Below are 24,768 nucleotides of genomic sequence, written 5' to 3' on the forward strand. Positions count from 1 at the left end.
GCTACGACGATTGATGGGCGTAACCGCTCAGATCGTAGCTTCTTGATTTAGTTCCATCGAATTACGCAACAAAGCCTAGTTGATGAAAGAGCCTCTATTACTTCATTGCATTTAAACTTGCCCAGTTTATTTACTGCTAAAATTCTATCCTCAAAGCTGTTCTGGTTATGTAGTTGCTTAAGCCATTTATCTAACTCAGCAGGAACCTCTTCTACAAATTTTGGCTTAGGTGTGGTTAGCTCAACAAGAAGTTCGTTTAGGTCTTTACCATTGGAGTAAAGCTCTCTAATTTTTCTCGATGCATTAAGCATATACTGGTGAGGTTTAGGCATCGGGTGGCTTTTTCCCTCAGGGGTTAACCGCTCATGTGCATCATACCGCTTTTTTACTTTCTTCCAGTCATCAGGGTACATTTCTTTAAATTTATGAACGAAGTCATCCCCAGAGGCATCTGAATCTAATGTCAGAAGAACGGCTATAACCTTTTCATCTTTTCTAAGAATTATTTTTCCTTTTGGTACTCTTTGTCGTCCCATCTTTGGTATTCTCCAAACTTTCAAAAAACATAACCCGTCTTAAAGCGTTTGTTAGCACTCTGACTCGTATTCTTTGTCGATATCTTTAGCTATTTCTATAAGTTCATCGAACTGCCTCTCGACAAAGCTTGCAAATATATAAGCGTCTTTTTCATTTAATTTTGATTCCCTATTAAAGTAGAGTTCTAGCTGTTGAAGCGGGTACTCTAACTGCTCATAGTGAAAGTTAACTGAGTCATAAACACCCCACTCAGAACGTGATTCAAGAGCATTCTTAAAGTCTTCCAACACTTGAGATACCGTAGTCAAATTGATTTTACCTAATGCAAATGATTGTCTCGTATATGTAGCCTCATAAATTTTGCCTAGGTGATAACTCAATGTTTGAGGGAATGAGTCTTCAAGTTTATTGTCTTTGTACATTAATCGATGCTCCATTTCTTGCTTTTTAAGTTCATCCACCACTTGCTTTAATAGTTCAGCAATATATTTTCCCTGAATTTCTATCAACGAAGGAATGCTAACGGTTGTAAACTTAGACTCCGATGAATTAGAGAATGATGTCACCATTTGGAAGCTGACAGGACTCAAGGAGATGCGAGATATAAAGCAAGACTTATACGCTCCATTTTCTTTTTGAGATGTAGGGTGTCCCGCGGCACTATTTCGTATAATTCGAATTTCGTCTAGTTGCTTAGGACGCTTTATATTTTTCAGCTCTAATGAGTCAGCAATATGTTTTGCAGCATCTTGCTGCAATAGTAAGGTTTGCAAAACTCCATAAACGATGAGATAACTTGCTCCTTCACTCTCGGTTGAGCATAAATTGGGATATGCTTCTATTGCTAACTCGGTATCACCTACAAGATCAAGCGCTGAACACAATTTGTTCCAGTTTGCTTTATTCCCCATGATTTGAAACTGCCGCCTAGACGCATTGATGTAGTCTCTAATTTCTGATTCTAGCTTCCTGACCATACTCTCTCCTGATGAACTGATAAGAGTGCTAACAATTTATTAGATCCCCAAGTGGAGTAATTAAAAACCCCACTTGGGGAATTTTCCGCATCTATCGAACACTAGTTTTCTGCATAAACTATTGTTTTGGACAGAGTACCACCATATGCAACAAAATCACCAATGAGAAAAACGACAAGGCATGGTATCTCTACATACCTCTCATTTTACATGACGAAATCTATAGAAAAATCTCTAGTTGGGAGTAATAAGGTTTGTTACCGCTAACTCAAAAAGGGGCAGATCCGAGCTAGCTCAAAAGCTCTTTCAGGTAGCTATTCCGCTTATGAGAGTGGCTTGGGGCTTCGGTGATACTCTTCATATCATCGCTACTACCAACGATATGAATTTCACTTTCAGCTCTCGTGATTGCCGTATAGAGCCATGCTCTATCAACTATTCTTCCGTTTTGTAGGGCGATGATGATACGTGGAAACTGTGAGCCTTGGGCTTTGTGTAAGGTGATGGCATAACCTAATTCCATACAGTCTAGGACGGATTGTGTTACCTCGATCTTATCACCTGTATCTAGTGTTATTTCACCGTAACTATCACCAGAATGCTTTGCGCTAGTTAACGTGCCAAGAGAGCCGTTCTGAATGCCTTTTTCGTAATGATTCTGAGTGAATAACACCGCATCATTGAGGCGAAGTGGCAGAAAGAATTTGTCACCATTGATTGCGAACTCAAGGCTGGTACTATCTGGGTTAACTGCTTGTTGAGTGAGTTTATTTATTTCTGATGCTAGTGTCTTGGTTGGAGCCATGACACGACTGCTATCAGGAGATTCTTGGTAAAGCTCGCAACAGACTTTGGAAATGTCTGTTTTACTGGTTTCGTGAAAGTGTATTGCACCTGTGCTTAATTGTTCAGGCATCGCACCTTGATTAATGAGCTTTGAATATTCGGAGATACCCGTCGAATCTTCTTGTCTCTTGACGATATCTAGCATCGTATTAGCCACCGTTTTTGCTTCAACGATGTCTGCCAACACCTTTCCGCAGCCGATTGGTGGAAGTTGGTCAGGGTCGCCAGCGAATATCAATCGTACAGAGGGGTGAATGTGATTCACAAGACGATACATGGTTGGCAAGTCAATCATGCTTGCCTCATCAATCACCAGTAGGTGATTTGGTTTATCTACACTGGGTACAATAGGGTTTTCACGGAGCAATTTAGCAATGGTTGAGGTAACAAAACCGATGGACTCATGAAGTCTCATTGCAGCACGGCCACTGAGCGCAACGGCGTGTATTTCAAATCCAAGTTGATGGTAAGCCCTGAGAGCCGTTCTGAGTACCGTTGTCTTGCCTGTTCCTGCACCGCCCGTAATACAGCTTACCGAATTATCTAGACACGTTGTTACGGCTTCGATTTGTTTAGGAGTTAATTCGTATGGAAGCTCCGCAGCCGCAGAGCAATACGCAGCATTGGCGTTTTCATCAAACAAGTCATTTCGCTTAATCAGTGTATTTAGCCGCTTGGCAACGACACTTTCCATCAGAAGTTGCGCAGTTGGATGGTAGGTTCCTGTGTCGGGATTTAAAATGTACTGGGCTTTATCATGACCTGATTGGAACGCTTGAGTGACTAGCACTTTGTCTTTCAGTAACTTGTTGAGATAAGGGCGCACATTAGCATGAGTGGTGTAGGTGTGACCTTTTTCAATCTCTTTTCGAATCGCCATTTCCAGAGCAGCGCTGAGCCTTCTTGGATCATCCTGCGCAACATCGGTCTTAAAATTCGTTACCTTGATAATATCTTCAATGGCACTGAACGAAAGACCAAAGCCCATCAGAGCATAAGGATTCCCCTTGATAACATCGATGGAGGCTTCACCGTGATGCTTGAGCAGCCGTTGCTGCACACTGGCAGGGATTTTGTGCTCACTCATCCAGTTGCAATGCGCCAAATTTTTGTATTTGGCGTACCCTCTATAGAGTGCTTCTACTGAATCTTCACTCAGAATCGATGTCAGGTACTTTCTGGATTCTGGGGCGTCATTTCTTAATGTGGCATGGAATTCTTTCCCCAAGAGCTGCCAGAGCGCCCTAGCTTTGCTTTCGCCAATACCCTTGAAGTCACTTTCTCTGGCGATGAAGCGAATCAGTTGCTCACCTGTTTCGGGCAAGGTGCATTCAACATGCTCTGGCGATTCATAAGTGTGCTGCTGCATCACATAATCGCCTACCTCCATGTTTTCTATCTGGCGAGCGCCTTTGACTGACCAATGCTGACCCAGCGTTGGAAGCACAGGGATGCTATCGGGGTCGGCTTTGATAGTGACATAATACTTCCCACTATTGGTTATATAAGAGTCCTTCGCCAGCGGTACACCGCTGAATATCACGAGTTTACTCGTGCAGTAAGGGATGCTGGTGACACGCATCTGGTCTTCATACAAAGCGGCATTCATCGTGGCATCAACCCCAATTCGGATAAGGTTTCAGACAGATCACCAAAGCGCTCAAGTCGCTTTTCAAGCTCCTTAACCTTGGCTTTTAATTCAATGTTCTCAGCTTCCAATGACGACACCCGCTTTGAATCGAGCATCTTACGATTCGCTGTATTATCGTAGGCTTGGGGTTTGCCCTCGTTTTTTTTAGCATTTTCCGTAAGAGGTGGAAGCACACCTCTATCACGTAAATCGCCCTCTAGTGCTTTGAGTGCTTTTTTGAGGGCAGGATTTTGATTTAAAGCCGATTTTCCACAACCGATACCCTTTGCCACTTCGATTCGATTTAGCTGACCTCTGAACAAGATTTGTTTAAAGTCATCGTCCGTCTGTGTGGCTTTCCAAGCCTCAAATGCCTCAAGATTTTGCTGTGCTTTCTGCTGCCCACTCGCCATTAGCTATAACCCTATGCGAAAATTATTTGTCGTTACCATATGTAGCGTTAAACTCAGCTTCGCTAATATCGATTACTTCTTTCAAAGCATCTAACTCAGCAGTGGTTAATACGGTTTTCTTGTTTATTCCAAAACGCCCTCGATACATACCGTACCCTCTGTCAGCTAAGTGCCTTAGCAATGATGAGACAGCGCTTTTTAAGTGTGGCGTATGACTGATTGAAGGTAATAGTTTTTCGCTGGTATTTTGTTTTTTTGGTTCGCTCAGTAGGATGCTACTAATATCGTTGTCAATATCGGTATTGAGTTTCTTAAATATTACCCTTAATGCGTTATTTTCATTTCTCAGTCCTTTGACCGTTTCTTCAAGTATTTTTACTTGTTGTGCTAGTACGGGATCTGACACTTTCGCAGAAACGACAGTTCTTGCGATTATCGTTCCCTTATTAATATTCTGCTCTTGTTTTCGTAAGCGAACATATTCACCCAGCTTTGAGCCAGTGTTTGTTACTGTTGAAATCGCTGGACTACCAAATGAGTCAAGACATCTTTTGGCTACCCCACTCAAGGTGATTTCCACGCCATCTTGCACCATATGATCGCAGGTGAGCTTTATATTCTGTGCGTTTTCTCTTCTTTTACTATTCGCGGATTTACATAGGTCATTGTACAAAATAGCTGACGGTGACTGAGATACAGAAGTATTCATGTTTTAGTTACTCCCAATCGATTCAAAAGTATTTGCATCGAGTCTAAAAATCTTCTCTTCGCTTTTACTGACGAGTTCAATTACTTGACGGCTTAATTCTGGAAATTCTGACAGGGCGACATCGCCATTAAGAAGGTTTTCGGCACATTCAGCCCCGACATTGCTTATAAGCGCATCTGTCATCAAATTGGTAGCTTGTAGTCGTTGTTCATCATTCAACTTAAACAGAATATCGCCTAGATTATTCATAGCCATGAATCTAGCAATAGCCTGCTCTAGATCAGGTACAGAAGTATCATCAGAGTCTATGAACTCAGGAAGAAATTCAGATACAGTTGAGAGGAAATGAGTCAGTTCCAAATTGCTTGATTGACTAAAACCATACCGAATTTCTTCTTCTGTGGACTTGCTAAACATGGATATAGGAAGGCTTGAATTTTCCTCATGATTTTTGTCTTTATACGCGATCCATGCATCGAGTTTTCTCACTGAAGCTTCGTAAAATTTCATGCGCTCAGACCATTCAGTTAACATGTTTGACAGGATTCGTAGTTCACGATCCTCTCGACCTGATAACTTGTTATATAACTGCGTATTACCGTTGTCTTCAGCATCAATTATTGACTCTCTGATCTTGTCGATAGCAATTACTTTTTTCTTGATTTTTCTTATTAACTGGTTTCCTTCTACAACTTGACCTAAAAGAAACATAGGTCCAGTTATCCAAAATCGACATTGAGGGCAGGATGGACCTCTATCTCCGACAGGAACAGGTACTCCAGTTTTTTTGTAAGGGTCAAGACCTCCTTCCTCACAACTTGCACCAGGGCAAATTCCCGAAAGCTTTATCGATACGATCCCAGCGTTCTTTTTCAATGCATCAAAAGCTGTATATTTATTGTTAGCATAGGCTTGGTTAGTAACAAAATGTTCAATAACTTGGTCGATTTCTGATTCTATAAATTCAAAATCAGAAACGTTACTATCCTTAGTACGCGCTGCCTCTAAATACTCCCTCACTTTCGCATGAGAAGGGTTATCGTAATGAAGTGTCATCATGTAAGTCTTATGTCCAGCAACAAACTTCTGAACAATCCCTAATGGCACTCCTTTATCTAGTAAGTCTGTAATACCGCTCACTCGTAATGTATGGATATCGTAGCGAGATTCAGTCGGTGCTCCCTCTTTTGTCAAAGATATTTTTCTGTGTGTCTCAGGAAGTTTTCTGTTTATCCGTTTCTCAGCCTCGTTACAGAGCAATCCCCACGCTTTTGTTATAATGTGAGTTGCAACTGGTTTTGATTGGTCGTCGGATCTCTGTTGTGAGGGATCTCGGAATAAACAATAGAAAGTTTTATCTGTCATTATGCTTTCTTCTGTCAGAAGCTTTCCAAGAGAGTCTTTTCCTCTTCGCTCTGGGTAGGGGGAGTACTTACGGAGCCATTGATACTGGTTTTTTAATGATGCAAGTAGTTCATCACAAACCCAAGGGATATCGTAACCATCATCTGAAGTTTTATTGGTTGTAATGTGCAAGCCGAGCACGTCAGTAATTCCAAGTACGCCTGATGGAAGTGTTTGCAATAAACCTTCTTGTCTTTTTTCGTTCCCGATCTTGTTTTCATTCTTAACAAACTTTTCTAGATCAAAGTCATAGATAAAGTCATCTCCCTCACCAGAATCAAGAAGTTGAGCTTGAATCTTTCGTATTGGAATCCAGAGCATAAAATAGAGAAGGTTTGCAACTGATGGGCAGAACACGTTGTGTTCATATTCTCCAGTTTCGTGATTTGTTAAATGAACATAAGAAAATGAAAATGCTTTTTTGGGAAAAGCATAATCATCTTCAATGATTAAATTTCGAATCTCATTCATTATCCTTGATTCAATCGGTGTTCGTTTGCTTCCTGGACTAGAACCTTCTGCAAATCGATCCCACTTGGTGTCAACAGGATTAACAAATGTACTTAGAGATTCACGGTTGTCAGGGTTCTTGTAAAGAGTATCGTGGCAGAAATCAAAGAACTGTCTATACATCGACAAATGTCTGTTAGAGGCTTTTAGAGAGTAACGGTTCTTGAGATGGTTCCGCAGAGTGTTTCCCTCAGCATAATCATTTACATGTATCGTTCTGACAATCTCCAATGGGGATTGTGGGATGTGTTCAAGTCCAGAAAGCCAGTCAAGGAAGTATCTTGCAGAAGATATGCGTAATTGAAACTGCGTATCGTTTATAGATAAGCAATACTGAGAAAGAAGCTCAGTCCAAATCTTAAGTTCAGGAAGTTTGTCTGAGTACAAACTAAAGTCAGCAAGCTCATAAATCGTCTTTTTAGTTTTCCGCATGTACTTTCTATGCTTTAACTTAAGGGCGGGATTATTATGTTTTGAATTGAAAATATCCCTACACATATTTGTGTAAGCATTAAACGCTGAGCCATTCGTTCTGGTTGTTGTTTCTGATGATGATGAGGTTTGATAATTTTCTTCATACAGTTCAACCTGTCGATCTAGGAGTTCATCACTGATCTGTTCAATTCTGGTGAAAGTAGATGCCTTCACCATTGTTTTAGCGTTGCTACCAAGCCTCTTGTTTGCTCTACTTGCTTCTGAAGCTTGATGAATACGATTAACAAACTCATATGCATCTGGATTAACTAGCTCAGGGTATTCACAGTGCCTTACATTGTTTTTGTGAAGCATCCAGTATTCAAAAGGATCTTCAGAGAGTTTTCTTACATATGGGAAAAGTACATACCCCTTGGCATGTAGAAAGCTTAGTAATTCTAGAGTGTTTCTAGGTGTCTTATTGGAGTGTTGTAACCTGAATCTCTTTGATTTGATACCGCTATCTGCAACCACTTCATTCAAGAGTGAGGCCATCGCGTTTACAGCTTCAGTGAAATTATCTTGAGGTTTTATTACCTCATCTATAAACCTATAACCGAGAGCATCATTGTGATGAAATGATCCTTCCTTAAATAGACTTTTTGCTTCTTCAAGACTGTTGGGCTTGATTGCCTCTGCAAGTTTTTTTTGCTCTTCAATACTGAAGCTTTCTACCTTTAGATGGCATTGGTAACTAGTTTCTTCGCCAATAGCTTTGGTATAACTGTCGGCAAAAATGTATGTCGGCATGAACTTTTTGTCACTACCCGAAGCCTTTGTAGCCGCAAATAACCTTATTCTATCGCCATTAATTTTGCTGAGATCTTTGTTGAGTGGTTCTAACAACTCTCTCCAAGTAATTTGAATCTTTGCGTTCACATATTCTTGTAAGAGTTCGTTGAATTCCTCTTTTGTAGGAGTTTTGAGTATACAAAATGCTCTACTAGATGGATTAAATTTAATCACCTCACCTGTTAATGGGGAAGTGTACTCTTCAAATTCATTTGTTATATAATCCATGTAGCTTTTACCTGTGAATTAACATCGTATCTATTTCTTCGCCAGTCAACCATGAAGTCATCCATGAATTTGGCAGTTTCGCAATTGCAGGTTGATTTTCGAATCTCTGTTGAATCTGCAACCTCTCCTCTATATCTGCATCGATTCTGTCTTCGAGCTTTGCTTTGTCCTGAGCATTTTGTATGACTTGGCGAGCTTTTTCTGGTGATATATGTGTGTAAATAGCTGTGGATGAGAGTTGCTTATGCCCCATATATTTACGGATCATTAATAAATCCATCTGTAAAACGTCTGCACAGTAAAAACCATAATGATGTCTAAGGCTATGTCCTCGACGCCCATCTAAATTGATGCCATACTTTTTTTCTAGTCTTTTACATGCATTATCTATGGCTTTACTCATGGATTTCTGAGTCATTGGGTCGCCATTCTGATTAACAAAGTAATACGGATGGTGTGAATACTCACCTCTTACTTCTTCCATATACTGAATGTGCAAGGTCAGAAGGTATCTCTCGACCTCTTCTCTAATAAACCACATGATAGATGTTTCGGTATTTTTGTCGTCATACTTTATACCTTTCCAACCAGCGCTCGAAGAAAGTGCACCCAGATTGATTCTGGGCTTTAGTCCATACATTGTTTTAAGAAACTCACCGCGAGTACCAGTACGCTTTTTTCCTGCTTTACAAAGCCAGGACATACTAGAAGTTTCAGGATGGGCAAGAGTTACATGTAATCTACCATTAACAGGTTCAACATCATTGATGAGTATTTGGATGATTTCACATTGCCGTCGGCCACCATACGCAGCCATTAACAAAATGATCTTATCCCGTACATTTGTTGTCTCTTCAATAAGCAGTGGTACGTATTCTGGAGGGAAATACTTGACTACGGTCGCGCCAGACTTGGCTCTTCTGCGACCTCTTTCCTTAGATTTATGAGAATCCTTCATACTGTGGGATTTTCTTTTTATATGGAACAGAAGGCTGGTCTTCAGGTGGGCGCAGTATTCATAAGAGCGATTTATTGAGTATTCAAGGTCCTTTTCTTCCGCAGGAAGAAGCTTTCTGCTGCTTTTCAAGCCCGAAACAAACTGGCAGAACTGTTTTGTAGTGTTTTTGCAATATGTATAGTCTGCTGTTTTTGCAGCTCTCCAACCTAAAACAGCGCCTTTATCAAAAGCGCTTAAAAAATCTTCAATGAACATTTCCCAGTCGTTGGTATTTTTGGCGTTGGGTTTTACCACGAGATAATAGTAATCAAAAAGCAAACCAATGTAATGTAAGTCTCTGCTTATTGTTGCATATGAGGCGTGACCTTCTTTTTGAAGGTAACGTGCATATCTAGCAACGATGAATGAAGCATGTGGTTCAACACCTTCAGGAAACAGTATTAACGTAGGCATAGTTTCGTAGTCTGGTGCGGAAATCCCTAAGTGAATAACTGTATGTATCGTGTTCATAATTAATGACGTACCTATAACTAGCCTATACATACCATAGAGTAATTTTTTAACTAGTACAACTAGTAGGGGGTATTAACTGGTTATGTAAATTGTCTAAGGTGGACTTTAAGTGCTTTTTTCACATTTAAAGTTATCATATGAGTACAACCAGTAGGGAATAGTAGGGGGTAATAATACAACCCGGGTGAGTTCCACATGGGGTGCTTGCGTCCTTGTATGTACAGTCACCATTTTTCATTGCTGGATGATACGCTTTACCTGAATAGTACTCAGCGTTCGTGTGATGTACCGCTTGGCTTAAACTTCAATATGGTTCAAGTTTACGTGTTCTTGGCGATTATGGCGCAAATTACGGGCAAGAAACCTGGTCAGGCATTTCATAAGATTGTGAATGCTCACATTTATGAAGACCAGCTTGAACTGATGCGCGATGTTCAGTTGAAGCGTGAGCCATTAAAAGCGCCGACGTTCCATATCAACCCAGAGATTAAATCTCTAGAAGATTTGGAAACATGGGTCACACTGGATGACTTTTGGGTTGAAGGGTACGAGCATCACGATCCTATTCGTTACCCATTCTCAGTGTAACGAGTATCGTTCTTCAAGATATAGAAAAAGCTCCGAATGGAGCTTTTTTCTTTTTTGTACTTAGAAGGTATTATTTTAGTGCACTGACAATATAACGGTGAATTGGGCTGGTCTGCATCGGTGTGGATAGTGCCGGGCTAATAAACTTAGGTTGAGTGAATATTTCTTTACTCACTAATGAACGGATAAGCTCAAAGTACTTCAGCTCAGTTTTCCCGCACAACAATAGTGAAAAGTCATCGCCCAATTTATCATAGGCATTGAGCACCTCTCGGAATCCTCTAAGATACAAGTAATCCTTCGTTAAACCTCCACCTCGATAGACTCGGGCAGTCGTTGTAAATGCTTGAAGATCAGAAGCTTTATACTGTTCTTTTAATAGCATGAACGTATGGCGGAAATCGCGATCCTTGATCATCGACTCTACTGCCAGAACTCGTAAGGCTAAGGTTCTTAGGCGCTTGATACTGAAATGTCCTGACAGATACTCACATAATATAGCCAGCCCTTCTTGAGTGTTGGTATTGGCAGGACAACCTAAGCTCAGGACTTTTAGCGGTTGTTGACGACCGTTAAGCGTAGTCAGGAGATGTACTCCCATTTCATGATGTGCAAGAGCCTCCAGCTCATCAGTGGTGATGTACGCCGCGTGGTTAATTTTGACTCGAGATCCTGAAACTAGTGCGTTTGCTAACATCCCGTCCAACACCTGTATTTCACATTCATACCCATTGCGTTGAGCAAAATTTTGCATGAAACGTGCTATTGCACGGCTATCGTGCTGAGGTTCTTTTTCTTCTTCTGTAGGAAGGTGCAATATGAAATGGGCGTTGGCAATATCTTTGGCGCTCGGTTCCCCATAATAGCGTAAGGAGTTATAAAGAAACTCTTGCGTGCCTATGGTATTCACTTGATCCAGTTTATCTGCATAAGACTGAATTACATCCGCGTACAGCCTCTGCAGTTGGGTGTCTTGAATGTTTTCTAGAGGTAGCTCATATAGACGTCGCTTTGCACTGTGGGTATCTACGTTAGTAATTGAATATTGAAAATTAGGCTCTTGAGAATATTTGTTTTTAATGAAACGTTCTCTTTCTTGAGCATAATTAAGAGGATTCACGCTACTAAGGATATCAATATCAGCAACCAGTTGGGTTAGGTTTTCGTCTATTGCGAGTAGCTGATCAGAAATAGCGTCATTAAGCTGCGTCATGTTGTCGACTCCAAATGAGATAGCTCAGCATAAGCATGCTGATGTGGCTCAAATTATCACCGGACAATCGATTTGAACAGTTTAATTATCATAAAAAAGGCTCCACGATGTGGAGCCTAAACAATAAGCGATGGTATGTCGTTGTTGTTACGTTGTTAGGGCTAGAATTGCACCTGGTAGAATAACGAATACTGACATTAGGTAACCACCAACAACTGCTTTATTCTTAATAGCCATTTCAGAAATCATCTCAGCGCCTTTAACCGGAATCTCACGTAGGAATGGAATTCCAAAGATAAACAGCGTCGCCATGATGTTAAACACTAAGTGGACTAGAGCGATTTGTAGTGCGAATACTGCGAACTCTCCAGATACCGCTGTCGCTGCTAGTAGTGCCGTAATACAAGTACCAATGTTAGCACCCAGAGTGAAAGGGTAGATATCTCGTACTTTCAACACGCCAGTACCAACCAACGGAACCATTAAACTTGTCGTGGTTGAGGAAGATTGTACTAGAACGGTCACGATTGAGCCTGATACGATGCCGTGAATAGGACCACGACCGATGGCGTTTTTCAAAATTTCACGTGCGCGACCAACCATTAGGCTCTTCATCAATTTACCCATCACTGTGATTGCAACGAAGATAGTCGCAATACCCAAAGCAATAAGCATGACGCCGCCAACAGTATCACCGAAGGTAGAAAGTGGCTCTTTAATTGCGCCTACGACTGGCTTTGTAATTGGTTTAATAAAGTTGAAGCCCTTAATGCTCATATCACCAGTAGCAAGCAGTGGAGAAACAAGCCAGTGAGAAACTTTCTCTAAAATGCCGAACATCATTTCCAACGGAAGGAAAATAGCGACAGCAAGCAAGTTGAAGAAGTCGTGAATGGTTGCACTTGCAAATGCACGTTTGAACTCTTCTTTACAGCGCACGTGGCCAAGAGACACAAGCGTATTGGTCACTGTGGTACCAATGTTAGCACCCATCACCATAGGGATAGCGGTTTCTACAGGTAAGCCACCTGCAACCAAGCCTACAATAATAGACGTTACAGTACTTGAAGACTGAATTAAGGCTGTTGCCACCAAGCCGATCATTAGACCTGCAACTGGGTGTGCGGCAAATTCAAATAGCACCTTAGCTTGATCGCCAGTTGCCCATTTAAAGCCACTACCAACCATAGATACTGCTAGAAGAAGCAGATATAACATGAATGCCAAGTTAGCCCAGCGTAACCAACGAGCTGTGCTCGAAATTGGTGCCACTGTTGAAGTAGCTTGGTTCATCATAATTTTCTCCGTTGACCTTTCAGTTCATTTTTCGGTCTGTAGTTGAATCTGCGGGCGATGTTAGAGAACAAATATTTCAGTAATATTACAGATTTCTTGCTGTGAGAGATTTTTATTGTTCTTTTTGATAATGGCGTAAAAGAGGAAGAAAATTAATTTTTAACCTGTTGATTTTAATGGTTAAATTTTGATTTCGTTTTGTTTGGTTTTTGCGTTTTTTTTGTAGAGAAAATGCGCCTCAGTTCAACTTTTATGACAGTGTTGACTTTATACTTTCGGTAAAACTTATGCTTTTGTAAGGTATTGTATGGTTTTGTCGAGTTTATTGTTTGTCTCTGTCACATTTGGTATAAAAAGTATCACTTTCTTTTCGGGACTCGATCATGTCACATCTAAACTACAACCATCTCTATTATTTCTGGATGGTGTGCAAACAGGGCTCTGTAACTAAGGCGGCTGACGCGCTCTTCCTGACACCGCAAACCGTGACAGGACAGATTAAAGCGCTTGAAGAGCGCATGAAAGGAAAGTTAACCAAGCGCAATGGTCGTACAGTTGAGCCCACTGAGTTAGGTCAGCTTGTGTTTAAGTACGCCGACCGGATGTTCGGTTTGAGTTATGAGATGTTAGATATCGTCAATTACAGCCAGCACTCGAACATTCTATTTGAAGTTGGTGTAGCCGATGCATTATCTAAACGCTTGGTCAGTAAAGTACTGATGACGACCGTCCCGGAAGATAACAGTATTCATTTACGCTGTTATGAATCAACCCACGAACTGCTACTTGAACGCCTTTCTCAGCACAAGCTAGATATGATCCTTTCGGATTGTCCCGTTGATTCTACTCAAAGTCCTGGCCTTTATAGCAAAAAGTTAGGTGAAAGTAGCATGAGCTTTTTTGCTTCTTCTGAAATTGAAAATGTGCGATTCCCTGAGATCTTGGAACAAAAAAAACTTCTGATTCCCGCGAGCCGAACGGCTATGGGGCGTAAAGTTATTCAATGGTTTGATCGTCAAGGCCTTCAACCCAATGTGCTAGGGGAGTTTGATGATGTTGCGTTGATGAAAGCTTTTGCTCGGTACCACGATGATGTGATTTTCTTGGCACCGACCGTATACATGTCGGAGATTGAAGACGACCGAAATTTACAGCTAATTGGCCATGTCGATGGGCTAAAAGAAGAGTACTACGTGATTTTTGCGGAACGAATGATCCAACACCCCGCGGTAAAAAATGTTTGTGATGCTGATTTCAGTCAAATGTTTGAGTAAACCCGTATCGTTGCGTAAATAAATAGATTACTATCAATAAAAATATAATTCTAAATAATATCTAAGTAAGCAAGATACTTGTTTTAGTGAGCAAAACTATTAATTATTGATGGCGCACCAATTAAAATCCTTGGTGGATAATATTGGTGTATCACTAACAACTAAATTAGAGGTTCTAATAATGAAGACTCTGGAAGTGTATCTTGATTTTTTTAGATATATAAATCAGTGCAACACAACAAGCTGGCCAGGGTTGGAATAAGTAAGTTGTAGCTAGAGGTCCAACACATGAATCTACAAGAAATGGAGCAGAACTCCGCAAAAGCCGTCGTGTTGCTCAAAGCGATGGCAAACGAGAGACGCCTACAAATCCTTTGTATGCTGCATAACCAAGAGCTGTCCGTGGGAGAGCTGTGTGCAAAGTTAGAGCTAAGCCAGTCGGCATTATCTCAGCATCTTGCTTGGCTTCGCCGTGATGAGTTAGTCACGACAAGGAAAGAAGCACAAACGGTGTACTACACATTAAAGAGTGATGAAGTGAAAGCGTTAATAAAAACACTGCATAGTCTTTATTGTGCTGAGAGTGCTCAACATTAATTAAATAGTCCTAATATACTGCTCATCTTAGAGTGTGAATCTAACTTGTTGGAATATTTGAGAGTGGCGTTAAACTTTTGATGATAGGGTACTACTCATCGACCAATTTGCTTTGTTCTCAAGTGTTTTATTAGTGCTTTCTAGTTTGAGCGTTATATGGGTAATGAATAAGCTGATGTCTTTAAATGGGACATTCAGAAAAAGAAAAGCTGGCATTGCCAGCTTTTTTTATTAAGAAAATTTTGTAGATATAAAAAACCGACACAAGGTCGGTTTTTTCTTCACTGTAAAATCAGGACTCTATTAAAGAGCTTTGATTTGTGCAGCGAAACGAGACTTATGGCGAGCTGCTTTATTCTTGTGAATAAGGCCTTTAGTTGCCATGCGGTCTAGGATAGGTGTAACTACAGCGAATGCAGCAGTTGCAGCTTCTTTGTCGCCTGCTTCGATAGCAGCAACAGTTTTCTTCATGTAAGTACGCATCATTGAGCGACGGCTAGCATTGTGCTGACGACGTTTCTCAGCTTGGATAGCGCGCTTCTTAGCAGATTTACTATTTGCCAAGGGTCTAACTCCCAAAAACTTAGTTCTGTGACAATTTAAGGGCGAGGAATATCCCTCATTTGCGCTTAAATGTCAAATGATTTGTGCAAAAACCGATCTAAGCCAAAACAAATTTTGGTAAGAGAGGTTATCGCGGTTAAGATGGCGGGGATTCTAACAGCATTTTTATACCAATGCTAATAATTATCCGCGAAAGGCACACTTATTCCTTACAACCCGCGGATAGATTTTTGACGTCTATTTACAGCACCTGTCAGAGAAACAGTATAGGGTTAGCTGTCTTATGGTGATATTCCGAGGTTACAGTGAGTAAACGACTACTCAAGTCTGGCATGATCGTCAGTGCTATGACATTTATTTCCCGCGTTCTTGGCCTAGTTCGTGATGTTGTAGTGGCAAATTTAATGGGGGCAGGAGCAAGCGCAGACGTCTTTTTCTTCGCCAATAAAATTCCTAATTTTTTACGACGTTTGTTTGCTGAAGGTGCTTTTTCCCAAGCGTTTGTACCTGTTTTAACGGAAAGCCATGCTCAAGGCGACATGGATAAAACTCGGGAGCTCATTGCTCGTGCGGCGGGTACATTAGGGGTGATAGTCTCAATTGTTACCATCTTAGGCGTTCTAGGTTCCGGAGTGGTGACTGCACTGTTTGGTTTTGGTTGGTTCCTAGACTGGATGCATGGTGGTCCCGCGGCTGAGAAGTTCGAACTTGCTAGCGTGATGCTCAAGATTACCTTTCCTTATTTATGGTTCATCACTTTTGTTGCCCTATCGGGAGCCATTCTCAATACACTAGGTAAGTTTGCGGTTTCTTCGTTTACTCCCGTCTTCCTCAACGTAATGATCATTTTGGCAGCATGGTTTATCTCGCCGCAGATGTCACAGCCAGAGATTGGTCTTGCCATCGGTGTTTTCCTTGGTGGTTTGGTTCAGTTCTTATTTCAAATCCCTTTCCTTATTAAAGCGGGGGTTATGGTTAAGCCAAAATGGGGCTGGCGCGATCCGGGCGTGGTGAAGATCCGAACCTTAATGATTCCTGCTTTGTTCGGTGTGTCGGTAAGCCAAATCAACTTGTTGTTTGATACTTTTATTGCCAGCTTTCTGCAAACCGGTTCGATCAGTTGGTTGTACTATTCAGATCGCTTGTTGGAATTCCCGTTAGGTCTGTTTGGTATTGCGATTGCAACGGTGATTTTACCAGCATTATCACGCAAACATGTTGACGCACAAAATGAAGGATTCGCACAAACCATGGACTGGGGGGTGCGCATGGTGATCTTACTTGGCCTTCCTGCAATGCTTGGTTTGATTGTACTGGCAAAACCTATGTTGATGGTGTTATTCATGCGAGGTGAGTTTTCGCCACAAGACGTACATCAAGCCTCTCTCTCTTTATTAGCGTATGCTTCTGGTCTGCTTAACTTTATGCTGATTAAAGTGCTCGCTCCGGGGTATTACTCGCGTCAAGACACCAAAACGCCAGTGAAATACGGCATCATTGCGATGGTGACCAACATGGTATTTAATGCAATTTTTGCGTACTTCTATGGCTACGTTGGCTTGGCTATCGCGACAGCACTATCGGCATTTGTGAATATGGCACTGCTGTATCGTGGCCTGCACATCGCAGAGGTATACCAAATCACTAAGCGAACCGTCTTCTTTATTATACGTTTAGCTATTGCTGGCGCGGCGATGGTGGCGGCAATCTTATGGCAACTGGAAGATATGTCAGTATGGCTGGGCTGGAGCTTTGCTCACCGAAGCGCGGTGCTAGGGATGTTGATCGGTTTAGGAGCCGTGGTTTACCTAGTGGTTCTATTTTTAACTGGTGCGCGTTTAAAAGACCTAAAAGCTGGGACAGACTGAGGGTGATTAGTATATAATCCGTCAGTTTCACACAGTGTAAAGTTAAACAGAGGCAGAAAGCAGTATCCAATGGAACTGATTAGAGGCATTCACAATATCAACCCGCGACATCATGGTTGTGTGCTGACTATTGGCAATTTCGATGGTGTCCATAAAGGCCATCAACAAGTATTGCAGCAAGTGTCTGAGCAAGCGGACAGGCTATCCTTGCCTTCTGTTGTGATGACCTTTGAACCTCAGCCTATGGAGCTGTTTGCCAAAGACAAGGCACCTGCAAGGTTGACGCGATTACGCGATAAGTTCGTGCAATTGAGTAAGCTCGATATTGACCGCTTACTGTGTGTCAATTTCAATCGCCATTTTGCAAGTTTAACCGCGGAAGAGTTTATCCGTGACTTGTTGGTCGAGCGTTTGGGTGTTAAGTTTCTTGTCGTTGGTGATGATTTCTGCTTTGGCAAAGGCCGTACAGGTAACTTTGCAATGCTACAGGAAGCAGGGGAAAAATACGGCTTTGATGTCGTAAGTACCCAGAGCTTTTGTTTACAACAATTACGTGTCAGCAGTACGGCTATCCGTCAAGCGCTGGCGCGTGACGATTTGCATTCCGCGCAACAGATGCTGGGAAGAAACTACAGCATCAGCGGTCGTGTTTCTCACGGAAGAAAGCTAGGTCGAACCATTGGGTTCCCTACTGCAAATATTCCTTTGAAACGCTGTGTTTCTCCGGTTTCCGGAGTCTATGTTGTTCAAGCGCTTGGCTTAGGAAATAAGCCAGTTGGTGGTGTTGCTAATATTGGTCAAAGACCAACCGTCAATGGTGTTCGCCAACAGTTAGAAGTGCACTTATTCGACTTTCATGCCAATTTATATGGCAAGCAACTAGAAGTGGAACTTTTGCATAAACTTCGAGATGAGCAAAAGTTTGAGTCGTTTGAAGCACTTAAACAACAAATCGAATTGGATGCTGAAGCAGCAAGGGTGTGGCTGCGTCAGCTTAAGCGTTGAGCGGTTTATTCCACCGTTCAACATAATGTCTAATTTTCGCCCAATATAACGGAATTAAGAATCGATGAGTGAGTATAAAGATACCCTGAACTTACCTGAAACAGGGTTTCCAATGCGCGGCAACCTGGCCAATCGTGAGCCAGAAATGCTTAAGCGTTGGTACAAAGAAGATCTTTACGGTGAAATCCGTAAAGCTAAGAAAGGCAAAAAGTCATTCGTATTGCACGATGGCCCTCCTTACGCAAATGGTGACATTCATATTGGTCACGCACTAAACAAGATTCTTAAAGACATTATTATTAAATCCAAAACACTTTCAGGTTTTGACGCACCTTACATCCCAGGCTGGGACTGCCACGGTCTACCAATCGAATTAATGGTAGAGAAGAAAGTAGGTAAGCCAGGCCAAAAAGTGACAGCAGCGGAATTCCGCGAGAAATGTCGTGAATACGCAGCTGGTCAGGTTGAAGGTCAGAAAGAGAGCTTCAAACGCCTTGGTATCATGGGTGAGTGGGACAAGCCATACCGCACTATGGATTTCGCAACTGAAGCGAACATTATTCGTGCTCTTGGTAAGATCGCAAGCAATGGTCACCTGCTAAAAGGTTTCAAACCTGTTCACTGGTGTACAGACTGTGGTTCTGCTCTTGCTGAAGCGGAAGTAGAATACAAAGATAAAGTATCACCATCTATCGACGTTCGTTTTAAAGCGGCTGACGAAACAGCACTGCTATCTAAATTTGAACTGACAGAAGGTCATGAAGGTCACGGTGACGTATCTATCGTTATCTGGACAACAACACCTTGGACACTGCCTGCAAACCGCGCAGTATGTCTACGTGATGATCTAGAGTACGTGCTTATCCAAACAGAAGGCGACAACGCTGAGCGTATCATCGTTGCTGCTGAGCTAGCGAAAGACGTAATGGACCGTGCGGGTATCGAGCACTTCCACAACCTTGGCTTTGCTAAAGGTGCGGACCTAGAGCTTTCTCAATTCCAACACCCATTCTACGATTTCACTGTACCGGCGATCCTTGGCGATCACGTTACGACTGATTCAGGTACTGGTGTTGTTCACACTGCTCCTGGTCACGGTCAAGAAGACTTCGCGGTTGGTAACAAGTACAACCTAGAAGTAGCAAACCCAGTTGGCTCAAACGGTGTTTACCTACCAGATACAGAGCTATTTGCTGGTCAGCACGTATTTAAAGCGAACGATGCAGTAGTAGAAGTACTAAAAGAAAAAGGTGCACTACTACACCACCACGCTTATGAGCACAGCTACCCACACTGTTGGCGTCATAAGACTCCAATCATCTTCCGAGCTACACCTCAATGGTTCGTTTCTATGGACCAAGCTGGCCTACGTGCTAAAGCACTAGAGTCAATCAAGAACGTAGAGTGGATGCCTGAGTGGGGTCAAAGCCGCATTGAAGGTATGATCGAAGGTCGCCCTGAGTGGTGTATCTCTCGTCAACGTACTTGGGGTGTGCCAATTGCTCTGTTTGTTCATAAAGAAACAGCAGAACTTCATCCAAACACGCTAGAGCTGATCGAGAAAGTCGCTAAGCTGGTTGAAGAGAAAGGTATCCAAGCATGGTGGGATGTAGATGCCGCTGAACTACTAGGTGCTGACGCTGACCAATACGAAAAAGTGCTAGATACGCTAGACGTATGGTTCGATTCAGGTGTCACTCACTTCTCTGTTGTTGATGCTCGTGAAGAGTACAACGGCAATAGTGCAGACCTATACCTAGAAGGTTCTGACCAACACCGTGGTTGGTTCCAGTCTTCTCTAATTTCATCTATCGCGATGAAAGACGAAGCGCCTTACAAACAAGTACTGACACACGGTTTCGTGGTTGACGGTCAGGGTCGTAAGATGTCTAAATCTATCGGTAACGTGGTTGCGCCAAAAGACGTAACCAACAAGCTAGGTGCTGACATTCTTCGTCTATGGGTTGCTTCTACAGACTACACTGGTGAAGTTGCGGTTTCTGATGAAATCCTAAAACGCAGCGCAGATGCGTACCGTCGTATCCGTAACACAGCGCGTTTCTTCCTTGCTAACCTAAGCGGCTTCAACCCTGAAACAGACATCGTTCCTGTTGAAGAGATGGTTGCGCTAGATCGCTGGGCGGTTGGTCGTGCACTAGCAGCACAAGAAGAGATAGTTAAAGCATACGAAGAGTACAACACACACGGTGTAACTCAGCGTCTAATGCAATTCTGTTCAATCGAAATGGGCTCTTTCTACCTAGACGTAATTAAAGACCGTCAGTACACAGCAAAACGTGGCGGCAACGCTCAACGTAGCTGTCAGACAGCACTTTACTACATCGTAGAAGCGCTAGTTCGTTGGATGGCGCCAATCATGTCGTTCACTGCAGATGAAATCTGGAACGAAATGCCAGGCGAGCGCGACAAGTTCGTATTCACTGGTGAGTGGTTCGACGGTCTATTCGGTCTTGCTGAAGGTGAAGAGCTGAACAACGAATTCTGGACTGAGATCCAAGCGGTTCGTGGTGCAGTAAACAAACTTCTAGAAGATGCGCGTAAAGAGAAAACCATTGGTGGTGCACTACAAGCTGAAGTGACTCTATTTGCTGATGACGCACTAGCGGCGAAGATCAACAAACTTGAAGATGAACTGCGCTTTGTTCTACTAACATCTGCTGCGAAAGTTAAGCCTCTAGGTGAGAAGACGGATGCAGCACAAGCGACGGATATCGAAGGCTTGTTTGTAGAAGTAGCAGCAGCTGAAGGCGAGAAGTGTGACCGTTGTTGGCACCACACGCCAGACGTAGGCACAATTGAAGGTCACGAGAAGATCTGTGGTCGTTGTGTGTCTAACGTAGACGGCGAAGGTGAAGTACGTAAATTCGCGTAATTGCCTAGAACGACTGAACTTTTTTTAAAATTAACAGCCCCAGTATTTACTGGGGCTGTTTGTAGGTAAAGTAATGAGTGAAAAAGCACTGACGTTAAAGCAATCTGGAGTTCGCTGGCTGTGGTTAGCAATTCTGGTATTTATTGCAGATATTGGCATCAAATTGGTGGTGATGGACAACATGGGCTACGGATGGGCAAACCGAATTGAGGTGTTGCCATTCTTCAACCTACTTTACGTTCATAACTACGGTGCCGCTTTCAGCTTCTTGAGCGATCAAGCTGGTTGGCAGCGTTGGTTATTTACAGGTATCGCGTTTGTTGTGACGGGTCTTTTGACCTACTGGATGAGCAAGCTTCCAGCAAAAGAAAAATGGAACAACATTGCTTATGCACTGATTATTGGTGGTGCAGTGGGCAACGTGTTTGACCGCGTCGTTCATGGCTTTGTTGTTGATTACCTAGACTTCTTCTGGGGTAACTACCACTGGCCAGCATTCAACCTTGCTGACATGGCGATCTGTATTGGTGCGGCAATGATTATTCTGGATGGCTTCCGTAAAAAAGACGCTAACAAGTAACCTTTTGCGATATATCGAATAACCCTAAGCGTCGTCCGTTGATTCGAGCGACGCTTTTTATTATGTTGGAGCGCCAATCAGCATATCAATGTATAAAAAGACCAAGCTGACAGCGTAATAACCCAAGAACAAGGAAGCATTAACGTGACAACAATAACCAATGAATCGGTAGTAACCCTTCACTTTACGATTAAAATGAAAGACGGATCGGTTGCAGATAGTACTCATAACATGGGTAAACCAGCGAAGTTTGTTATGGGTGATGGAAGCTTGAGTGAAAACTTTGAGCAATGCTTGATAGGCCTCGAAACAGGCGCACAAAAAGCGATTGAGCTAAAGGCAGAAGACGCGTTTGGTATGCCAAACCCTGATCATATTCACTATATGGATCGCACTAAATTTGTAGGTGATGCAGAAGTGGAAGTTGGTACAATCATGGCCTTCAGTGGCCCTGATGGCATGGAAATCCCGGGCATTATTACAGAGATTGCAGGCGATTCAGTCACTGTGGACTTCAACCATCCACTCGCGGGACAAGACGTGACTTTCGAAGTCGAAATTTTGTCAGTAGAATAGCGAACCAAATAAAAGATAACTTCCATGAGCAATGAAATGAAAATCCTGTTAGCTAACCCACGTGGTTTCTGTGCTGGTGTTGACCGTGCGATTAGCATCGTAGAGCGTGCGCTAGAGATGTATCAGCCACCGATTTATGTGCGTCATGAAGTGGTGCATAACCGTTTTGTGGTTGAAGGGCTAAAACAACGTGGTGCTATATTCGTTGAAGAGCTGCATGAAGTGCCAGACGACAACATTGTGATTTTTTCTGCTCATGGTGTATCGCAGGCAGTTCGTCAGGAAGCCAAGCTGCGTGATTTGACCGTATTTGACGCAACGTGTCCTTTAGTAACTAAAGTGCATATGGAAGTGGCGCGTGCGAGCCGTCGTAATATGGAAGTGGTTCTGATTGGTCACGCAGGTCACCCTGAAGTCGAAGGTACGATGGGGCAATACGCGAGTGAAACCGGTGGTATGTACTTGGTTGAAACTCCAGCCGATGTTGAGAAACTGAAGGCGATTGTGAAAGATCCATCCGATCTTCATTACGTAAGCCAAACGACGCTTTCTGTCGATGAAACTGCCGATGTTATCGAAGAGCTACGCCGCGTGTTCCCAGATATCCAAGGTCCACGTAAAGACGATATCTGTTATGCGACACAAAACCGCCAAGATGCCGTACGTGAATTAGCTGGTGACGTAGATGTGATGGTTGTGGTGGGTTCTAAAAACTCATCAAACTCTACACGTCTTAAAGAGCTAGCTGAAAAGCTAGGGACACCTGGCTACTTAACCGACTGTCCGGAAGATATCAAACCTGAGTGGTTTGAAGGCAAAACAAAGGTCGGCGTGACTGCGGGAGCATCTGCTCCGGAAGAGCTCGTTAATCAGATTCTAGAGCGAATCAAAGAACTCGTTGGTGCCGAAGCGGTTGATGAAGTACTTGGCCGTGAAGAGAATATGTTCTTTGAAGTACCTAAAGAACTGCAAATCAAGCAAGTGGATTAGTCTCCATTTATCGAATATTCAAAAGGCGACCTTGTGGGTCGCCTTTTTTACATCTCTCTTAACTCATTTAGGTAATCACGAATTTGGTCTTTTCCTAAACCATCGATAATCATATCAGACATCTTCGTGATTCTTCGCTCAAGCGATTGAGCAACCTTTTCGCAATGTGCGTACATGTCTTCATCAGAACCATCGGTCGGAAAAGCATCAACTTGCCAGTTTACTCGAACACCACCTGCAAGCCACTGAGGAGCGGTTTCTTGATGTAAAGAATCACAGAGAATAATAACGATGTCGGGAAGAAACTGAGTTCGCTCCTCCCATGAATGTGTGTGGATATGCGGAATGGGGAGTTGGTGGTCATCTAAATATTTTTGCACCACTGGGTGCACCTTGCCTGTGGGATGTGAGCCTCCACTGGTGACACTAAAATCTGCTGACAGGATATTGGTTGCGATTGACTCCGCGAGGACGCTTCGTCCAGCGTTGTGCTTACATATGAATAAAACTTTATACATCATCGCCTCGTCTTTTCAGAGCGTCCTATTTATACGCTAGCGGAAACTCAGCGATGATGTGTGAAGTTTTTGTGTTAGTGGCTAATGCCGAGCATCTCTTTGAGCACCTTTAAGTAGCGGCGGCTTACTGGTATCTCAAAGCCTGTTTTGGTGATGATTTCCGCTAACCCATTTTCCAGTAACTTGATTTCGCTAATCGCTTTAATACTGACTAAGTATTGACGATGGCAGCGGACTAGAGGGGTTTTCTCTTCCAACGTTTTTAATGTCAGTTGGGTGCTCGCGGTTTGGCTGGTGGAGCGTACATGCACGCCGCTGATATCACTGTAAGCACATTCCACCGTGTCGGTGGCCATGATAACGATGCGGTTGTGTCCGATGCACGGTATCTGATCCAACGTGTCAGGTGTAATAGCAGACAGTTGTTGCGTTAGGGCGGATTGGCTAATGACTTTATTTAGCCGTTTGACCGTTTTAGTTAACCGGCATGGGTCGACAGGTTTGAGCAAGTAATCAAAGGCATTGTCTTCAAATGCTTGAATCGCATACTGATCATAAGCCGTGACAAAAACCACATAAGGCATGGTTTCTGGATCAAGCATCCCAAGTAGTTCAATCCCCGTGACTTGAGGCATTTGGATATCGAGAAACACCACATCAGGCTTAAGTTCATTGATTTTTTTTAGGCCAAGGATTGCGTTTGAGGCATCGCCCACGACCTCAACTTGGCCTGTTTCATCCAGTAACTCTGCTAGCTCTTCACGAGCAAACTGTTCATCATCAATGACGAGTGCGGTTAACATCCAACATTACCT

20 protein-coding genes and 1 pseudogene are annotated in these 24,768 nt (G+C 42.8%); 9 read left to right on the forward strand and 12 right to left on the reverse strand.

Annotated elements, in window-relative coordinates; all coding sequences use genetic code 11:
* Positions 1–47: 47 nt before the first annotated feature.
* From R7041_RS15455 to R7041_RS15485, 7 genes are all read right to left on the reverse strand, one after another.
* Positions 48–536 (reverse strand): hypothetical protein, encoded by a 489-nt coding sequence (locus R7041_RS15455; protein WP_318114911.1) that lies wholly within the window; start codon positions 534–536, stop codon positions 48–50.
* Between the two features lie 51 nt (positions 537–587).
* On the reverse strand, positions 588–1,514 hold the full coding sequence (locus R7041_RS15460; protein ID WP_137032154.1) for a hypothetical protein: 927 nt from the start codon (positions 1,512–1,514) through the stop codon (positions 588–590).
* Between the two features lie 289 nt (positions 1,515–1,803).
* The gene (locus tag R7041_RS15465; protein WP_222712335.1) at positions 1,804–3,969 is read right to left on the reverse strand and encodes an AAA family ATPase; all 2,166 of its coding nucleotides are present in this window, start codon (positions 3,967–3,969) and stop codon (positions 1,804–1,806) included.
* Positions 3,966–4,403: a VPA1267 family protein gene (locus R7041_RS15470; RefSeq protein WP_039450253.1), complete on the reverse strand. Its 438-nt coding sequence runs from the start codon at positions 4,401–4,403 to the stop codon at positions 3,966–3,968. The genes R7041_RS15465 and R7041_RS15470 overlap by 4 nt, the downstream gene beginning before the upstream one ends.
* 22 nt (positions 4,404–4,425) lie before the next feature.
* Positions 4,426–5,112, reverse strand: coding sequence for a hypothetical protein (locus R7041_RS15475; RefSeq protein WP_136979787.1), 687 nt, complete (start codon positions 5,110–5,112; stop codon positions 4,426–4,428).
* 3 nt (positions 5,113–5,115) lie between these two features.
* On the reverse strand, positions 5,116–8,520 hold the full coding sequence (locus tag R7041_RS15480; protein WP_137032161.1) for a VPA1269 family protein: 3,405 nt from the start codon (positions 8,518–8,520) through the stop codon (positions 5,116–5,118).
* Between the two features lie 7 nt (positions 8,521–8,527).
* A complete protein-coding gene (locus R7041_RS15485) occupies positions 8,528–9,988 on the reverse strand; it encodes a tyrosine-type recombinase/integrase (RefSeq protein WP_170963375.1) in 1,461 nt (486 codons plus the stop codon).
* A 177-nt stretch (positions 9,989–10,165) separates the two neighbouring features.
* Here R7041_RS15485 and R7041_RS15490 point away from each other — a divergent pair.
* Positions 10,166–10,579: pseudogene (locus tag R7041_RS15490) on the forward strand (thymidylate synthase); the annotation flags it as partial.
* A 70-nt stretch (positions 10,580–10,649) separates the two neighbouring features.
* On the opposite strand, the gene R7041_RS15495 reads toward R7041_RS15490, so the two are convergent.
* Together R7041_RS15495 and R7041_RS15500 are read right to left on the reverse strand one after the other, a co-directional pair.
* Positions 10,650–11,792, reverse strand: coding sequence for a flavohemoglobin expression-modulating QEGLA motif protein (locus R7041_RS15495; protein ID WP_062730733.1), 1,143 nt, complete (start codon positions 11,790–11,792; stop codon positions 10,650–10,652).
* 147 nt (positions 11,793–11,939) lie between these two features.
* Entirely contained in the window at positions 11,940–13,085 is a 1,146-nt protein-coding gene (locus R7041_RS15500) for a Na/Pi symporter (protein ID WP_025768431.1), read from the reverse strand.
* A gap of 386 nt (positions 13,086–13,471) precedes the next feature.
* On the opposite strand from R7041_RS15500, the gene nhaR reads away from it, so the two are divergent.
* Both nhaR and R7041_RS15510 read left to right on the forward strand, forming a co-directional pair.
* A complete protein-coding gene (nhaR, locus tag R7041_RS15505; protein ID WP_005381942.1) occupies positions 13,472–14,362 on the forward strand; it encodes a transcriptional activator NhaR in 891 nt (296 codons plus the stop codon).
* A 288-nt stretch (positions 14,363–14,650) separates the two neighbouring features.
* Positions 14,651–14,959: an ArsR/SmtB family transcription factor gene (locus R7041_RS15510; RefSeq protein WP_005381940.1), complete on the forward strand. Its 309-nt coding sequence runs from the start codon at positions 14,651–14,653 to the stop codon at positions 14,957–14,959.
* A gap of 303 nt (positions 14,960–15,262) precedes the next feature.
* Here the strand turns inward: R7041_RS15510 and rpsT are convergent, their stop codons facing one another.
* Entirely contained in the window at positions 15,263–15,523 is a 261-nt protein-coding gene (gene rpsT / locus R7041_RS15515) for a 30S ribosomal protein S20 (protein ID WP_005381938.1), read from the reverse strand.
* A gap of 305 nt (positions 15,524–15,828) precedes the next feature.
* Here rpsT and murJ point away from each other — a divergent pair, with 305 nt between their 5' ends.
* From murJ to ispH, 6 genes are all read left to right on the forward strand, one after another.
* The gene (gene murJ, locus R7041_RS15520) at positions 15,829–17,391 is read left to right on the forward strand and encodes a murein biosynthesis integral membrane protein MurJ (protein ID WP_206949594.1); all 1,563 of its coding nucleotides are present in this window, start codon (positions 15,829–15,831) and stop codon (positions 17,389–17,391) included.
* 69 nt (positions 17,392–17,460) lie between these two features.
* On the forward strand, positions 17,461–18,396 hold the full coding sequence (ribF, locus tag R7041_RS15525) for a bifunctional riboflavin kinase/FAD synthetase (protein WP_005381933.1): 936 nt from the start codon (positions 17,461–17,463) through the stop codon (positions 18,394–18,396).
* A gap of 64 nt (positions 18,397–18,460) precedes the next feature.
* Complete coding sequence (ileS, locus tag R7041_RS15530; protein WP_064368994.1) at positions 18,461–21,289, forward strand: isoleucine--tRNA ligase; 2,829 nt, start codon at positions 18,461–18,463, stop codon at positions 21,287–21,289.
* A gap of 73 nt (positions 21,290–21,362) precedes the next feature.
* Positions 21,363–21,869, forward strand: a complete 507-nt coding sequence (lspA, locus tag R7041_RS15535) for a signal peptidase II (RefSeq protein WP_005381924.1) — start codon at positions 21,363–21,365, stop codon at positions 21,867–21,869.
* A 144-nt stretch (positions 21,870–22,013) separates the two neighbouring features.
* Positions 22,014–22,445 (forward strand): FKBP-type peptidyl-prolyl cis-trans isomerase, encoded by a 432-nt coding sequence (fkpB, locus tag R7041_RS15540; RefSeq protein WP_005381922.1) that lies wholly within the window; start codon positions 22,014–22,016, stop codon positions 22,443–22,445.
* A 24-nt stretch (positions 22,446–22,469) separates the two neighbouring features.
* Entirely contained in the window at positions 22,470–23,435 is a 966-nt protein-coding gene (gene ispH, locus R7041_RS15545; protein ID WP_064368996.1) for a 4-hydroxy-3-methylbut-2-enyl diphosphate reductase, read from the forward strand.
* 47 nt (positions 23,436–23,482) lie between these two features.
* Here ispH and R7041_RS15550 read toward each other — a convergent pair whose 3' ends face one another.
* A complete protein-coding gene (locus tag R7041_RS15550; RefSeq protein WP_064368997.1) occupies positions 23,483–23,956 on the reverse strand; it encodes a low molecular weight phosphatase family protein in 474 nt (157 codons plus the stop codon).
* Between the two features lie 71 nt (positions 23,957–24,027).
* Positions 24,028–24,756, reverse strand: coding sequence for a two-component system response regulator BtsR (btsR, locus tag R7041_RS15555; protein WP_005381917.1), 729 nt, complete (start codon positions 24,754–24,756; stop codon positions 24,028–24,030).
* Positions 24,757–24,768 lie beyond the last annotated feature (12 nt).

Source organism: Vibrio sp. 1751 (genome assembly GCF_033339895.1).
Taxonomy (GTDB): Bacteria; Pseudomonadota; Gammaproteobacteria; order Enterobacterales; family Vibrionaceae; genus Vibrio; species Vibrio alginolyticus.

Coding starts and splice junctions, on each gene's coding strand:
- R7041_RS15475 (WP_136979787.1), bottom strand. CDS start 5,112: ATGAATACTTCTGTATCTCAGTCACCGTCAGCTATTTTGTACAATGAC.
- R7041_RS15510 (WP_005381940.1), top strand. CDS start 14,651: ATGAATCTACAAGAAATGGAGCAGAACTCCGCAAAAGCCGTCGTGTTG.
- R7041_RS15495 (WP_062730733.1), bottom strand. CDS start 11,792: ATGACGCAGCTTAATGACGCTATTTCTGATCAGCTACTCGCAATAGAC.
- R7041_RS15460 (WP_137032154.1), bottom strand. CDS start 1,514: ATGGTCAGGAAGCTAGAATCAGAAATTAGAGACTACATCAATGCGTCT.
- nhaR (WP_005381942.1), top strand. CDS start 13,472: ATGTCACATCTAAACTACAACCATCTCTATTATTTCTGGATGGTGTGC.
- ileS (WP_064368994.1), top strand. CDS start 18,461: ATGAGTGAGTATAAAGATACCCTGAACTTACCTGAAACAGGGTTTCCA.
- R7041_RS15455 (WP_318114911.1), bottom strand. CDS start 536: ATGGGACGACAAAGAGTACCAAAAGGAAAAATAATTCTTAGAAAAGAT.
- R7041_RS15550 (WP_064368997.1), bottom strand. CDS start 23,956: ATGATGTATAAAGTTTTATTCATATGTAAGCACAACGCTGGACGAAGC.
- R7041_RS15470 (WP_039450253.1), bottom strand. CDS start 4,403: ATGGCGAGTGGGCAGCAGAAAGCACAGCAAAATCTTGAGGCATTTGAG.
- R7041_RS15485 (WP_170963375.1), bottom strand. CDS start 9,988: ATGAACACGATACATACAGTTATTCACTTAGGGATTTCCGCACCAGAC.
- lspA (WP_005381924.1), top strand. CDS start 21,363: ATGAGTGAAAAAGCACTGACGTTAAAGCAATCTGGAGTTCGCTGGCTG.
- btsR (WP_005381917.1), bottom strand. CDS start 24,756: ATGTTAACCGCACTCGTCATTGATGATGAACAGTTTGCTCGTGAAGAG.
- R7041_RS15480 (WP_137032161.1), bottom strand. CDS start 8,520: ATGGATTATATAACAAATGAATTTGAAGAGTACACTTCCCCATTAACA.
- ribF (WP_005381933.1), top strand. CDS start 17,461: ATGGAACTGATTAGAGGCATTCACAATATCAACCCGCGACATCATGGT.
- R7041_RS15500 (WP_025768431.1), bottom strand. CDS start 13,085: ATGAACCAAGCTACTTCAACAGTGGCACCAATTTCGAGCACAGCTCGT.
- R7041_RS15465 (WP_222712335.1), bottom strand. CDS start 3,969: ATGAATGCCGCTTTGTATGAAGACCAGATGCGTGTCACCAGCATCCCT.
- ispH (WP_064368996.1), top strand. CDS start 22,470: ATGAGCAATGAAATGAAAATCCTGTTAGCTAACCCACGTGGTTTCTGT.